This is a genomic window from Kineococcus xinjiangensis (assembly GCF_002934625.1).
Taxonomy (GTDB): Bacteria; Actinomycetota; Actinomycetes; order Actinomycetales; family Kineococcaceae; genus Kineococcus_A; species Kineococcus_A xinjiangensis.
Window position 1 is genome coordinate 388,704 of sequence record NZ_PTJD01000003.1, and the last position, 14,146, is coordinate 402,849.

The 14,146-nt window shown below is 75.5% G+C and carries 12 protein-coding genes; 9 read left to right on the forward strand and 3 right to left on the reverse strand.

The window, feature by feature from the left end; translation table 11 throughout:
* The first annotated feature begins 24 nt into the window (after positions 1–24).
* The 6 genes from CLV92_RS06540 to secA all read left to right on the forward strand — a co-directional run bounded on the left by CLV92_RS06540 (position 25) and on the right by secA (position 8,925).
* Positions 25–717 carry a ComF family protein gene (locus CLV92_RS06540; RefSeq protein WP_104431954.1) on the forward strand — a complete coding sequence of 231 codons (693 nt, stop codon included), beginning with the start codon at positions 25–27 and terminating at the stop codon, positions 715–717.
* Positions 718–975: 258 nt separating this feature from the next.
* The gene (hpf, locus tag CLV92_RS06545) at positions 976–1,713 is read left to right on the forward strand and encodes a ribosome hibernation-promoting factor, HPF/YfiA family (protein WP_104432036.1); all 738 of its coding nucleotides are present in this window, start codon (positions 976–978) and stop codon (positions 1,711–1,713) included.
* A gap of 56 nt (positions 1,714–1,769) precedes the next feature.
* Complete coding sequence (locus tag CLV92_RS06550; protein WP_104431955.1) at positions 1,770–2,507, forward strand: response regulator; 738 nt, start codon at positions 1,770–1,772, stop codon at positions 2,505–2,507.
* 13 nt (positions 2,508–2,520) lie between these two features.
* Positions 2,521–3,786, forward strand: a complete 1,266-nt coding sequence (locus CLV92_RS06555; RefSeq protein WP_104431956.1) for a winged helix-turn-helix domain-containing protein — start codon at positions 2,521–2,523, stop codon at positions 3,784–3,786.
* A 54-nt stretch (positions 3,787–3,840) separates the two neighbouring features.
* Entirely contained in the window at positions 3,841–6,180 is a 2,340-nt protein-coding gene (locus CLV92_RS06560; RefSeq protein WP_104431957.1) for a putative bifunctional diguanylate cyclase/phosphodiesterase, read from the forward strand.
* Positions 6,181–6,255: 75 nt separating this feature from the next.
* Positions 6,256–8,925 (forward strand): preprotein translocase subunit SecA, encoded by a 2,670-nt coding sequence (gene secA / locus CLV92_RS06565; RefSeq protein ID WP_104431958.1) that lies wholly within the window; start codon positions 6,256–6,258, stop codon positions 8,923–8,925.
* Between the two features lie 76 nt (positions 8,926–9,001).
* Here the strand turns inward: secA and CLV92_RS06570 are convergent, their stop codons facing one another.
* Together CLV92_RS06570 and CLV92_RS06575 are read right to left on the reverse strand one after the other, a co-directional pair.
* Complete coding sequence (locus CLV92_RS06570) at positions 9,002–9,562, reverse strand: Rv3235 family protein (protein ID WP_211290916.1); 561 nt, start codon at positions 9,560–9,562, stop codon at positions 9,002–9,004.
* A 122-nt stretch (positions 9,563–9,684) separates the two neighbouring features.
* On the reverse strand, positions 9,685–10,413 hold the full coding sequence (locus CLV92_RS06575; protein ID WP_104431959.1) for a LysM peptidoglycan-binding domain-containing protein: 729 nt from the start codon (positions 10,411–10,413) through the stop codon (positions 9,685–9,687).
* A 312-nt stretch (positions 10,414–10,725) separates the two neighbouring features.
* Between CLV92_RS06575 and CLV92_RS06580 the strand changes: the two genes are divergently transcribed.
* Positions 10,726–11,319: a hypothetical protein gene (locus CLV92_RS06580; protein ID WP_104431960.1), complete on the forward strand. Its 594-nt coding sequence runs from the start codon at positions 10,726–10,728 to the stop codon at positions 11,317–11,319.
* 24 nt (positions 11,320–11,343) lie between these two features.
* On the opposite strand, the gene CLV92_RS06585 is transcribed toward CLV92_RS06580, so the two are convergent.
* Complete coding sequence (locus CLV92_RS06585) at positions 11,344–11,565, reverse strand: helix-turn-helix domain-containing protein (RefSeq protein ID WP_104431961.1); 222 nt, start codon at positions 11,563–11,565, stop codon at positions 11,344–11,346.
* A gap of 182 nt (positions 11,566–11,747) precedes the next feature.
* Here CLV92_RS06585 and CLV92_RS06590 point away from each other — a divergent pair, with 182 nt between their 5' ends.
* The gene (locus CLV92_RS06590) at positions 11,748–12,401 is read left to right on the forward strand and encodes an SAF domain-containing protein (protein ID WP_104431962.1); all 654 of its coding nucleotides are present in this window, start codon (positions 11,748–11,750) and stop codon (positions 12,399–12,401) included.
* Positions 12,398–13,717: a CpaE/TadZ family protein gene (locus tag CLV92_RS06595; protein ID WP_104431963.1), complete on the forward strand. Its 1,320-nt coding sequence runs from the start codon at positions 12,398–12,400 to the stop codon at positions 13,715–13,717. Before CLV92_RS06590 ends, CLV92_RS06595 begins: the two co-directional genes overlap by 4 nt.
* The last annotated feature ends 429 nt before the right edge of the window (positions 13,718–14,146 follow it).

Consider the following 14,146-nt stretch of genomic DNA (forward strand, 5'->3'; position numbering starts at 1 on the left):
GCGGGTGCTGGGGGCGGAGTGCCGGTGCTGACCGGGAGCGGGGCCGGGCGCGGCGCAGCGGGGCTGCTCGCCGCGGTGGCGGACCTGGTGTGGGCCGCGCACTGCGCGGGCTGCGGCGCGGAGGGGACGCCGTGGTGCCGGCGGTGCGCCGGGGAGCTGGCGGGCCCACCGCTGCGCGCGGTGCTGCCCGGGGGGTGGCCGCTGCTCGCCGCGGCCGGCTACCGCGGTGCGGCCCGGGGTCTGCTGCTGGCGGTGAAGGAGGGGGGCCGCTCCGAGCTGCGGCCAGCCGCCGCGGAACCGCTGGCGCGCGTGGTCGAGGTCGCCGGGCGGGACCTGGACGGGCCGGAAGGCGGCGCGTGGGAGCTGGTGCCCGTGCCGTCCCGCTGGGCGAGCAGGCGCCGCCGCGGCGGGGACCTCGTCGCGGACCTCGCCGCGCGGGCGGCCGCCACGGCCCGGGCGCGCGGTGCCGCCGTGCGGGTGCGCAGGGGCCTGGTGCTGCGCCGCCGCGTGCGGGACCAGGCCGGACTGGACCGCGCCGGGCGGGCGGCGAACCTCGCCGGCGCACTGCGGTGGGTGGGGCCCGTACCACCGGGGCCCTGCCTCGTGGTGGACGACGTCGTGACCACCGGCGCGACGGCGCTGGAGGCGGTCCGGGCGCTGCGCGCCGCCGGCGCGGACGTGCGGGCGGTGGTGGCGCTGACCGCTGCGCGGCGCTGAGCGGCCGCTCCGGCGGGCGCCGCGGAACCCCCTGCGCGGCGGTGCGCGGGGCACGGCGGGCCGCGGGCACGCACCGGCTGCGCTGGGGTGGTCGCTGGGCGTCGTGGTGGTCTAGCGTCGGTGCATGGCAGGACCCTGCTGTTCCTCCCGCGCCGGGGACGTGCGGCGCGCGCGCGGGGAGGTGATGTCGAGCACGACGTGAAGTTCCTGCGGCTGCCGCAGACGTGGCGGTCGCGAGCGCTCGAACAGGAGGATCCCGTGGAAGTTGTGGTCACCGGTCGCCGCACCGACGTTCCGGACAGGTTCCGCCGGCACGTCGAGGAGAAGCTCGAGAAGGTCAGCCACCTCGCTCCCCGCGCTCAGCGCATCGACGTGGAACTGTCGCACGAGCCGAACAAGCGACAGGCCAGCAGTTGCGAGCGGGTGGAGATCACCGTGCGCGACAAGGGTCCGGTGATCCGCGCGGAGGCGTGTGCCGACGACCCCTACGGCGCGCTCGACCTGGCGACCGGGAAGCTCCTCGAACGGCTCCGCCGCGCCCGGGACCGGAAGAAGGTCCACCACGGCCGGCACACCCCCAAGTCCGTGCACGACGCGACGGCCGGCCTCGCGCCCGCGGGCGGCGGCACGAGCTCCGGGCTCTCCGACCCGGCGCTGGCGGCCTCCGGCAGCGCCTCCGCTCCCGACGTCGACGAGGACGTGGCGGGCGCGACGGGCGGCGCGGAGCAGGACCAGGCGCCCGGGAGCCCGGTGGTGATCCGCGAGAAGGAGCACGTGGCCCACCCGATGACGCTGGACCAGGCCCTGTACGAGATGGAGCTCGTGGGGCACGACTTCTTCCTCTTCCAGGACTCCGCATCGGGCCGCCCGAGCGTCGTGTACCGGCGCAAGGGCTGGAGCTACGGCGTGATCACCCTCGACGTGGTCGACCCGGAGTCGAACGGCGCCGGTTCCGCCGCGGCGGCCGAGCGGGCCGTGGAGGCGGTCGGGGGCTGACCGGCCACCGCCCGGGGACCGCTCCGGTCCCCGGGCGACCGGTGCCCCCGCGTGCCATGATCGGCGGACGATCCCCGGGGGCCGGGTGCGAGCACCGGCGGCGCGCCGGGTGGGATGGAGGGAAGACGGTGCAGCCGATCCGCGTACTGGTGGCCGACGACCACGCCCTGCACCGCCGGGGGCTGGAGATGGTGCTCTCCACCGAGGAGGACATCCAGATCGTCGGGGAGGCCGCGGACGGCAACGAGGCCGTGCGCAAGGTCGAGGAGCTGCTGCCCGACGTCGTGCTCATGGACGTGCGGATGCCCAGGACCTCCGGGATCGAGGCCTGCGCGCTCGTGAAGGCCAGCGCCCCCTCCACGAAGATCATCATGTTGACAAGCTCCGACGAGGAGTCGGACCTCTTCGACGCGGTGCGGGCCGGGGCGAGCGGCTACCTCCTCAAGGACGTGCCTGCCGAGGAGGTCGCCGACGGCATCCGGGCGGTCGTGGGCGGGCAGTCGCTGATCAGCCCGTCGATGGCCGGCCTGCTGCTGGGGGAGTTCGCCGCCATGCGCCGGCGCGACGAGGAGCGCGAGCTCGGCGTGCGCTCACCACGGCTCACCCCCCGGGAGCTGGAGGTGCTGCGGCTGCTGTCGCGGGGCCTGGCCAACCGGGAGATCGCCGGCGAGCTCACCATCAGCGAGAACACGGTGAAGAACCACGTCCGCAACATCCTCGAGAAGCTGCAGCTGCACTCCCGCATGGAGGCCGTCGTGTACGCCGTGCGGGAGAAGATCGTCGAGCTGAGCTGACCGGAACGCCGCCGTGAACCGCGGGGAGCTCTCGCCCGCGCAGGCGCGCCGTGCCGCGCTCGCGGCGCAGGGGTTCCGCCGCCGCCCCGCGCGTCCGGGGCCCGCGCACCTGCAGCGGGTGGTGGACCGCGTCGGCGTGGTCCAGATCGACTCGGTCAACGTCCTCGCACGCAGCCACTACCTGCCGTTCTTCAGCCGGCTCGGCCCCTACGACCGCGCGCTGCTGGACCGGGCCTGCGGCGCCGGGCGGCGCACCCGCGGCGGGTGCCGCTTCGTCGAGTACTGGGCGCACGAGGCGTCCCTCGTCGCCCCCGAGACGCACCGGCTGCTGCGCTGGCGCATGGCCCGCGCCGCCCAGGACGCCTGGTCGAGCATGCGCGGGGTCGCCCGCGAGGCCCCCGCGCTGCTGGACGACGTGCTGGCCGCCGTGGCCGCGCGCGGGCCGTCCACGGCGCGGCAGCTGGAGGCGGAGCTGATCGGTGCGGGTCCCCTCGCCCGGCGCGAGCACTGGGGGTGGAACTGGTCGCAGGTGAAGGCCGCCTGCGAGCACCTGTTCTGGGCCGGCGCCCTGACCTCTGCCGGGCGAGCGCAGCAGTTCGAGCGCCGCTACGAGCTGCCGGAGCGGGTGCTGCCGCCGCACGTGGTGGCCGCTGCCGACCCGACGCCGGAGGAGGCGGCGCGGCAGCTGGTGGGGATCGCCGCCCGCGCGCTGGGCGTGGCGACGGAGCCGAGCCTGCGCGACTACTTCCGCCTGCGCCCGGAGCAGTCGCGGCAGGCGGTGGCGGAGCTGTGCGAGGCGGGTGAGCTGCTCCCCGTCGCCGTGCGGGGCTGGTCGCGCCCGGCCCTGCTCTACGCGGGCGCCGCGCTGCCGCGGGTGCGCGCCCGGGCGCTGCTGTCCCCGTTCGACTCCCTCGTCTGGCACCGCCCCCGCACGGAGGAGCTGTGGGGCTTCCGCTTCCGGCTGGAGGTCTACGTGCCCGCGCACGCCCGCGTGCACGGCTACTACGTCCTGCCCTTCCTGCTCGGCGAGGACCTCGTCGCCCGCGTGGACCTCAAGGCGGACCGGGCGGGCGGTGCCCTCCTCGTGCAGGCGGCGTGGGCGGAGCCGGCCGCGCCGCCGGAGACGGCCGCGGAGCTCGCCGCGGAGCTGCGGGATCTCGCCGGCTGGCTCGGCCTGGCCGCGGTGCGCGTGGCGGGAGCCGGCGACCTGGCGCCCGCCCTCGCCCGGGAGTGCGCCGCGGCCGGGGCGCCGGTGCAGGAGCCGCTGGGCGCTCCCTAGCCCTTTGGAGTGCTGCCCCCTCCAGCGGAGCGCCCGGAACGACGATGCAGGATCGTGCACCCTGCGAATGCCCTGCCGGAGCACGCCCCGTGGTCGCGGCCCGGGGCGTCTCCCGCTGCGTCTGCGTGGAGCGCGGCGGAGACGGCCGGCGCGACGCGGCTGCTGCGCCACGTCCTGCTGGAGCTGGGCGGCGCGGCCAGCGAGGCGGAGCTGTTCGGTCTCGCGGGCGGGCTGATGGCCGACTTCCTCGGGGCGGACGCCGTGGCCTTCCTGGAGGGCGAGCACCTGCACGGCGGTGTCGGCCTGGGCACGGGCGCGCCGCCGCTGCGGGGGCTGCTGCGCGTGGTGCGCGACGGCGGCGGGGCCCTGGCCGTGCCGGGCCTGGGCCGGGTCCGCGCGTGGGTCCTGCCGATGCCGGCGCTGTCGGGTGTGCACTGCGTCATCGGCTGGGTGCAGCCGCCCGCGCCGGGCAGCCACGCGGAGCTCCTCGACGTGCTGAGCAGCCTTGTCGGGCTGACCGTGCTGGCGCTGCACGGGGCCGAGCGCGAGCGCTGGATGCACCTGGAGGGGCAGCGCGACGCGCAGGAGGTGAGCCGGCTGCAGGCGGCGCTGAGCCAGCGCGAGCACGTGCTGACCACCTCGCTGCAGTTCCAGCAGGCCGTCTCCAGCCGCCAGCCGCTGCCGGACCTGCTGCGCCGCATCGCGGGGAGCGCGTCGGAGCTGCTCGGGGAGCGCGCCGTCTGCCTGGTGCTGGCGGACCCCCGCTCGCACATGGACCTGCGGGTGGTGGCGGCCGCCGGTGACCGGCCGATGGCCGAGGGGCGTGCCCTGGTCGCGGCCCGGACGGTCACCGAGGGCGGCACGTCGCAGCGCCCGCGGGACGTGGCCGACGAGGACGGCAGCGCGGTGGCGGTGGGCATCCACATCAGCGGCCGTGCCGTCGGGGCCCTCGTGGTGGAGACCTCGGGCACCGACGCCCTGGACGACGTGGGCCGCACGGTGGTGCAGGCCTTCGCGGAGCACGCCAGCATGGCGCTGACGCAGGCGGAGACGCTGCAGGCGGTGCTGGCCGCCTCCACGGACCCGCTGACGAGGCTGCCGGGGCGGACCACCTTCCTGCAGCAGTTGCGCATCGCGCTGCACCGCCGCGCGGGCGGCGGGGACGACGTGGCGGTCCTCTTCGTCGACCTCGACGGCTTCAAGCCGGTCAACGACGGCCTGGGGCACGCCGCGGGCGACGTGGTCCTGACGCGGGTGGCGCGCCGGCTCAGCCGCTGCCTGCGCGGCGCCGACGTGGCGGCCCGCATCGGCGGGGACGAGTTCGCGGTGCTGGTCTGCGGCAGCGATCCGGCGGTGACCGCCCGCAGGGTCGCCGAGCGCGTCACGCGGGCGCTGGCGCAGTCCATCGACGTGGAGGGCCGCTCGGTGCGGGTGGGCTGCAGCACGGGCATCGCGGTGGCCACGGGGGAGGAGAGCGCCGAGGAGCTGCTGCGCTTCGCCGACGTGGCCATGTACCGCGCCAAGGACGGCGGCGGGGACGGCGCGGTCCTGTTCGACTCCTCGATGCTGGAGGCCGACGACCTGCGCCGGGCCCTGGAGGTCGACCTGGAGCGGCTGGGGGTGGAGGAGGAGTTCAGCCTGGCCTTCCAGCCCGTGGTGCTGCTGCCGGACGGCGCGGTGGTGGGGGTGGAGGCGCTGCTGCGCTGGGAGCACCCGCAGCGGGGTCTGCTGGAGCCGGGCGCTTTCCTGGCGCTGGCCGAGCACGGCGGTGCCCTGGTGCGCTCGACGTCGCGGATGCTGCGGGAGGCGGCGCGGCAGGTGGCCGCCTGGCGCTGCGTGGTGCCTGGCCTGGAGCTGTGGGTGAACCTGTCGGCGGGCCAGCTGGCGGCGCCGGGGACCCCGGAGGACCTGCGCAGGGCGCTGCACGAGAGCGGCCTGGAGCCGTCCGCGGTGCTCGTGGACCTGCCGCGCGCGGTGCTGGGGCAGGACCCGGACGTGCTGCGTGCCCGGCTGGCCCAGCTGCGGGGCACGGGGGTGCGCATCGCGCTCGACGACTTCGGTGCGGGCCCGCACGAGGGGCCGGGCTACCTGGCGCCGCTGCGGCAGCTGCCGGTGGACGCGGTGAAGGTCGACGGTTCGCTGGTGGCCGGCCTGGGGTCCGGGACGGGCACGGGGACCTGGGAGGCGGTGCGGCGGCTGCTGGAGCTGGCGCGCGCCCTGGACCTGGGGGTAGTGGCGGAGGGGGTGGAGACGCCCGAGCAGCTGCGTGCCCTGCGGGAGCTGGGCTGCCCCGCGGCGCAGGGCAACCTGCTGGTGCCGGCGGGCACGGCGGAGGCGGTCGGGGAGCTGCTGATGCGGGGCTCCTGGGCCGAGGGCGCTCCCGGCGCGGGCTGACTCGGGAGGATCTCCCTGGCGCGGCGGGCGGGGCGGCGGCGCCCGCCGCGGTGGTCGTCTCGTTAGAGTGGGTGCGTGGCTGCCATCCTCGAGAAGGTCCTCCGTGCCGGTGAAGGCCGGGTCCTCAAGCGCTTGCACCGCATCGCGGACCAGGTCAACTCCCTCGAGGACGACTTCGTCGCCATGAGCGACGCGGAGCTGCGGGAGGAGACCGACCGCTTCAAGAAGCGCCTGGCCGGGGGCGAGACGCTCGACGCGCTGCTGCCCGAGGCCTTCGCCGCGGTCCGCGAGGCCGCGCGGCGCACGCTGGGGCACCGGCACTTCGACGTGCAGATCATGGGCGGTGCGGCCCTGCACAGCGGGAGCATCGCGGAGATGCGCACCGGTGAGGGCAAGACGCTGGTGGCGACGGCCCCGGCGTATCTGAACGCCCTCGCCGGCAAGGGCGTCCACGTCATCACCGTGAACGACTACCTCGCCGAGTACCAGAGCGAGCTGATGGGGCGGGTGTACCGCTTCCTCGGGCTGCGCAGCGGCTGCATCCTCTCCCGGATGCGCCCCGACGAGCGGCGCGAGCAGTACGCGGCGGACATCACCTACGGCACGAACAACGAGTTCGGCTTCGACTACCTGCGCGACAACATGGCGTGGTCGTCGGCGGAGCTGGTGCAGCGCGGGCACAACTTCGCCATCGTCGACGAGGTGGACTCGATCCTCATCGACGAGGCCCGGACCCCGCTGATCATCTCCGGCCCGGCCGACCAGGCGACGAAGTGGTACACGGAGTTCGCCAAGATCGTCCGGCACCTCAAGAAGGACCGCGACTACGAGGTCGACGAGAAGAAGCGCACCATCGGCATCCTCGAGACGGGCATCGAGCGCGTCGAGGACCTCCTCGGCATCGAGAACCTCTACGAGAGCGTCAACACCCCGCTCATCGGCTTCCTCAACAACGCCGTGAAGGTGAAGGAGCTGTTCAAGCGGGACAAGGACTACGTCGTCATGAACGGCGAGGTCATGATCGTCGACGAGCACACGGGGCGCATCCTCGCCGGCCGCCGCTACAACGAGGGCATGCACCAGGCCATCGAGGCCAAGGAGGGGGTGACGATCCAGAACGAGAACCAGACGCTGGCGACCATCACCCTGCAGAACTTCTTCCGCATGTACGACAAGCTCTCCGGGATGACCGGCACGGCCATGACCGAGGCCGCGGAGTTCCACCAGATCTACAAGCTGGGCGTCGTGCCGATCCCGACGAACCGGCCGATGCTGCGCCAGGACCAGCCCGACCTCGTCTACAAGACGGAGGAGGCGAAGTTCGAGGCGGTCGTCGAGGACATCGCCGAGCGCCACGCCGCCGGCCAGCCCGTCCTGGTGGGCACGACCAGCGTGGAGAAGAGCGAGCACCTCTCCGCGCTGCTGACCAAGCGCCGCGTCAAGCACGAGGTCCTCAACGCGAAGCAGCACGAGCGCGAGGCCTCGATCATCGCCCAGGCGGGCCGCAGGGGCTCCGTGACGGTGGCGACGAACATGGCCGGCCGCGGGACGGACATCATGCTCGGCGGCAATGCGGAGTTCATGGCTGTCAACGCCCTGCGGGAGCGCGGCCTCGACCCGGACGAGTCGCCGGAGGAGTACGAGGCGGCCTGGCCGGAGGTGCTGGAGGCGGCGAAGCAGTCGGTGAAGGCCGCGCACGACGAGGTCAGGGAGCTCGGCGGGCTCTACGTGCTGGGCACGGAGCGGCACGAGTCCCGGCGCATCGACAACCAGCTGCGCGGCCGCTCGGGCCGGCAGGGCGACCCGGGTGAGTCGAGGTTCTACCTGTCGCTGACCGACGACCTGATGCGACTGTTCAACGCCGGCCTCGTCGAGACGTTCCTCACCCGGGCGGGCATCCCGGACGACGTCCCGATCGAGTCGAAGATGGTGACGCGCGCCATCCAGAGCGCGCAGTCGCAGGTCGAGGGCCGCAACTTCGAGATCCGCAAGAACGTCCTGAAGTACGACGACGTCCTCAACCGCCAGCGCGAGGTGATCTACGCCGAGCGCCGCCGGGTGCTGGAGGGCGCGGACCTGCACGAGCAGGTGCGCCACTTCATCGACGACGTCGTCACGGGCTACGTGCACGAGGCCACCGCGTCCGGCTTCGCCGAGGACTGGGACTTCGAGAAGCTCTGGACGGCCCTGCGCGCGCTCTACCCCGTCTCCATCTCGATCGAGGACGTCGAGACGGCGGCGAAGGGCCGGGGCAACATCACCGCCGATCTCCTGGTGCGCGAGCTCACCTCCGACGCGCAGCACTGCTACGACGAGCGCGAGGCGAAGCTGGGGCCGGAGGTCACCCGCGAGATGGAGCGGCGCGTGATCCTCTCGGTGCTGGACCGCAAGTGGCGAGAGCACCTCTACGAGATGGACTACCTGCAGGAGGGCATCGGCCTGCGGGCGATGGCGCAGCGCGACCCGCTGGTGGAGTACCAGCGCGAGGGCTACACGCTCTTCCAGGCCATGACGGAGGCCATCAAGGAGGAGTCCGTCGGCTACCTGTTCAACCTGGAGGTGCAGACCCAGGGCGGTCAGGCACCGCAGGTGCAGACGGGCCTGGAGCCCAAGCGCGTGCAGCTGCAGTACATCGCGCCGACGGCCGAGGGCGACGTGGAGGTGCACTCGGGCGACTCGGGCAGCACCGACGCGGAGGTGGGCAACCGCGCCCAGCGCCGCTCCCGGCAGCGCCAGTCGGACTGACCGTCGTCGGATCCACCGGTCCGGGCGGTGCCCGGTCGGGTCGTGAGGCCGTTCTCCGCGCGTGCGGGGGGCGGCCTCACGCGCTCTCGAGCGCGGTGACCCGCCAGCGGCCGTCCCAGCCCTCCAGGCGCAGCGCGAAGGCGCGCACCCGGCCGGAGTCGACGACGACCGCGGCGACCTCGGTCACCCCGTCGCGGGGGGAGCAGGCGCGCACGGACAGCACGGCCGGCGGCCGGGCGGGGCGGGCGCCGCGGCGCAGGCGGGCGCTGAGGGCTGCCCGCTTCTGCAGGGAGGCGTAGACGTCGGTGGAGCTCCAGCGGAGGAGCTGGGTGGTGGGGCGCTGCCCGGCGAGGACCTCCAGCAGCACCTGCACGTAGCGCCGGCCCCAGTCCTGGGCCACGGGCAGCCGGTCGGATGCGGTGGGCTGGGGGGCGGCGAAGGACTCGTCGAGGGCGCCGCGGCGGGGGCCGCCGAGGTTGAGCGGGAGGACGCCCTGCCCGGGCCCGACGAGCGGGCCCGAGGTGGTCACGGCGCCCGGTTCGCCGGCGAACGGCGGTTCGCAGACGGGCACGGGAGCGCGTCGCAGCCTTCCGGCGGGTTCGGGGCTCTGCGGGGCGAGTGCGGTGGGAAGGGTCACGGGGTCCTCCTCGCGGCGTCGTGCCGGCCTCGTGGCGGCGGCGACGGTGGGGTGGGGCGGCTGGGGGTGGGGCGGCTGGGGGTGGTGCCGGTGGGGTGGGCTCGGGGGGTGCCTCCGTGGGCTCAGGGCACGGCGGGGACCCGGAGGACCTGGCCCGGGCGCAGGACGTCGGGGTCCTCACCGATGACGGTGCGGTTGAGCGCCCACCACCGCTGCACCTCGGCCGCGACGCGGCGCGCCTCGGGTGCCGTGCCGGAGCCCGCCCCCAGGTGTGCGGCCACGAGGTCCCAGAGGGTGTCGCCGCGGTGCACGACGATCGAGCCCCCGTCCGGGCCGGGGCGCGACGCCTGCGCGGCCCGCTCCGCCCCGGCCCATCCCGGGCCGGGCGCCGGGGCGGTGGTGGTGGCCGTCGCGGTGGGGGCGGTCCCGACGACCGTGGGCTCCTCGGCGGTGGCGGTGGTGACGACGGCCCAGCCGGGCTCGGCCGGTGCCGCGGCGTGGGAGGTCGCGGCTCCCGCGCCGACGGCGATCCCGATCGCCGCGGCCACCAGGCGGCGCAGTGCCGCCGGGCTGGTGCGGTCCTCCCAGCGCGCGAGCGGACCGCCGGGGCGTGCGCCCCGAAGGTCGACCGCTGCACTGGCCGCCACGGCGACGGCCAGCCACGCGAGCACCGCGGCGCAGGCCATGGCGCAGGCGGCGACGAGCATGTCCTCCGGCCGCGCCCCGCCCGCGGCGGCGGCGCGCAGCGCAGGGGCCCCGACGGCGAGCGCCCCACCGGCCAGGGCCAGCGGCACGGCCGTGAGGACCGCGGCCGCTGCGAGGCCACGGAGCTGGTGCGAGAGCTTTCCCACGGTCGTCCTCCTGGGGATCCGGTCGACCCCGTCCAACGGCGCTGACATGCCGTTTGGTGTCGTTTGATGCACTTTCGTACCGGATGAGGGCCCCTCGGGGGCCGAAAGTGTCCCCAGGGCCGCCCGATCGGAGGACGCGGGGAACGCAGCGTGAGCGGGCGGTGCCCCGTCCGGGGGCAGCGGGCGCCTCGGACGGCGCCGACGGGGTGGAGGGTGCGCGGCCGGGGGCTCGGGAGAGCGGACGGGGAGCCGGACGGGGGAGCTGGCGGCGGTGCGGACCGGACGCCGCGGCGCGGCTCCTACGCTCGACGGATGCGCTGGGAGGAACTCTTCGCCGACACGGCCGGCCAGTGGGCCGAGCAGGAGCGACGGGATCTGGACTGGGAGGTGGCGGACCGCATCCGGGCCGAGCTCGGCCGGGTCCGCCTCGTCGACCGGCTCCTGGCCGCGGGCGAGGAGGAGCTGGAGCTGCACGTGGGGGGCTCCGCTGCCCTCCGGGGTTCGGTGCTCGACTGCGCAGCGGAGTGGGTGCTCCTGGCGTCGAGCGAGGGTGGCCGGACGCACCCGGGTCCGAGCCGGCGGGTGCTCGTGCCGGTGCGGGCCGTCGTCAGCGTGCGCGGGGCCCCGCGCCACGTCGGGGTGAGCACGTCGACGGTGGCCGAGCGGCGCAGCTTCGCCTCGGCGCTGCGGGCGCTGAGCGCCGCGCGCTGCCCGGTCCGCGTCCTGCTGGGCGGCGCCGACCGGGAGGTCTCCCACCAGGGCACCCTCGACCGGGTCGGCGCGGACCACGTCGACCTGCTGGAGCACGGCCCGGACGAGCTGCCCGGCCGCGAGCGCAGGGTCACCACCATCGCGTTGCGGGCCGTGGTGGCCGTGGTGGAGGAGAGCGGGCTCTGGCCCGCGTGAGCGCGCCGGGCGTGCGAGGGAGGGTCAGTCGGCCCGGAGTGCCGCGGAGTGGGCCGCGGTCATGGCCTCGGTCTCGGCGTACATCCGCGCGATGTAGTCCTCGAGCTTCGACTCCTCCACGCGCCACTGCCCCCGGCCGCCGACCTTGATCGCCGGAAGTTCACCCGAGCGGACGAGTGCGTAGGCCTGGGCGGAGGAGATCGCCAGCATCTCGGCGACGTCCGACAGGGGCAGGAACCGGGGCACCGGCGCACCTCCTCAGGCTGTGGTCGCGTCCTACCGGGCTAGTCCGAGGTCATGTAACCACGCCCCGCTGCGACGCAGGATCGCCCGTTCGGGGCTGTGGACGACGCGGGGCGGGCGGCGACGGTCCCCCCACCCTTGGGGGGCCGGGGTCTCCGGCGCCGCGCCGCACGCAGGAGGTTCCCGTGACCGCTTCCCCACCCCGCGCCGCCCGGTTGCGGGCCCCCTCGTGGCGCGATCCCCGGCTGCTGGTGGGGCTCGTGCTGGTCCTGGGGTCCGTCCTCGTCGGCGCGCGCACCGTCGAGGCCGCGCAGCGGACCACTCCGGTCTGGGCCGCCGTCGCCCCGCTCGCGGTCGGGCAGGTGGTCGACGCCGAGGATCTGCGCGTGGTCGAGGTCCGCCTGGACCCGGGCATCGCCGGCGCCTACGTGCCCGCCTCGACGCCCCCGGCCGCGGACTGGGTCGCCGTCCGCCCCCTCGCCGCAGGGGAGCTGCTCCCGAGGTCCGGTGTCGGAACCGGCACCGAGCTGTCCGTGCGTCCGGTGAGCGTGCCCCAGAGCTCGGTGCCCGCCGGCGTGGCGGTCGGCGTGCAGGTGGACGTCTGGGTGACGTGGGGACGCGAGGCGGACGCCGGCAGCGCCCCCCGGGCCGAGCCGCTGCTGACGGGAGCGGAGGTCTCGGCGGTGACGGGCGCCGCGGGCAGCCTGGGCGCGCGCCGGTCCACCGAGGTCCAGGTCCTCGTTCCGCAGGAGCGCCTCCCCGACGTCCTGGCCGCGCTCGCGGCGGCGGAGGCGCTGATCCTGGTGCCGGTGCCGGGCACCGGGGGTGCCGGCGCATGAGCATCCCCGTCCTCGTCGCCGTGCCCGGTCCCGCCGAGGCGGCGCTCGTCGCCGGCTGGGCGACCTGCCGCCGCGACGTCGTGGTCGCCCGCCGCTGCGCCGACCTCGCCGACCTGCTGGCGGCCGCGGGGGCGGGCCTGGGGCGGGTCGCCCTGGTGGCAGCCGACGTGCGCGGCCTCGACGCGGACGCCGTCGCCGCGCTCGTCGCCGGCGGCCTCACCGTGGTCGGTCTCCACCCCGCGGGGGAGGAGGCGGAGGAGCGGCGGCTGCGGCAGATCGGCATCGCCCGCACCGCGCCGGACGACAGCGACCCCCGCGCCGTCGCCGCGCTCGTCCTCCAGGCGGTGGAGGCGCCCGCCGGCGTCGGCTCCGCTTCTCGCTGGACCGGTGCTGCACAGGCAGACCCGGCGGCGCGTACGGCCCCGGCGCCCGCGAGTCTTCCGCCTTTCCGTTCCGGCCGTGTGCTCGCGGTCTGGGGCGCCTGGGGCTCCACGGGGCGGACGACGGTCGCGGTGAACCTGGCAGCCGAACTCGCCGCGGCCGGACGCTCCGTCCTGCTGGTCGACGCGGACACCTACGGCGCCAGCGTCGCGCAGGTGCTGGGCCTCCTGGACGAAGCGCCGAGCCTCCTGGCGGCGGCGCGCGCGGCCTCCGACGGGCGCTGGGACGTCGCCGCCCTGCACGCCACGGCACCCGAGGTCAGCGCCGGGCTCCGCGTCCTGACCGGGGCCGTGAACCCCCGCCGCTGGCCCGAGCTCCGCCCCGCGGCCCTCGCCCAGGTCCTGGAGGTCGCCCGGGCCGGCGCCGACTGGACGGTGGTGGACGTGGCGGCCTGCCCGGAGCACGACGAGGACGGCGTCCGGGACATGCCCGCTCTCCGGCGCAACGCGGCCACCGCCTGTGCCCTCGCCGCCGCCGATGTCGTGGCCGTGGTGGGCGCGAGCGATCCGGTGGGCCTCCAGCGCCTGATCCGGTCCTGGCTGGACCTTCCCGAGCTGGCTCCGCAGGCGGTGGGGTTCGCGGTCGCCAACCGGCTCCGGGCCTCTGCTGTGGGGAGGGCGCCGGCGCGGCGGGTCTGCGACGCACTGGCGCGCTTCGCGGGGGTCGAGGACCCGGTCCTCCTGCCTGAGGACCGGGAGGCCTGCGACGGGGCCCTGCTCGCAGGCAGGATTCTCCTCGAGTCGGCTCCGCGCTCGACGCTGCGGCTGTCCCTGCGCGACCTGGCGCGCCGCCTGCCCGACATCGCGGGTCCGCAGGCCCCGGTCGCCGAGGGATCCACTGCACCGCAGTCGCTCTCGGCCCGACGGCACCACTGATTTGACCCTCGCGCGACGGCCCGGTTAACGTTCTGTTCGTCGCCCGGACAGGGCGAGCGCCCCGGTGAGAACGTCGCAACGGGTGGGCTCGCCGGAGCGGGTGGCTCCCGGTGCTGGCGGTTCGTCCGATGCCTTTCCGATCTTGTTCCTGAGGGTCGTCGCACGCGAGTGCGAGCCGGATGGGGCGGGCGGGAACGCGGCGGGGAGCTGGTAGTGTTGGGAACGTCAGCCGGTGAGGCGGGCGGGTGAGGCCGGGAAGTTGATGGTTGTCATCTGCTGGTTGAGTTGGTTATGATGTGAAGGTTGCCCCTTCGTCGTCTGCCCTTGGTGGGGTGGGGTCGGGGTGTGCGTCCGATGTTTGAGAACTCAACAGCGTGCCGAATGTCGATGCCAAATCGATTTATCCCCGTCCATCAATCGTCTGGTTGG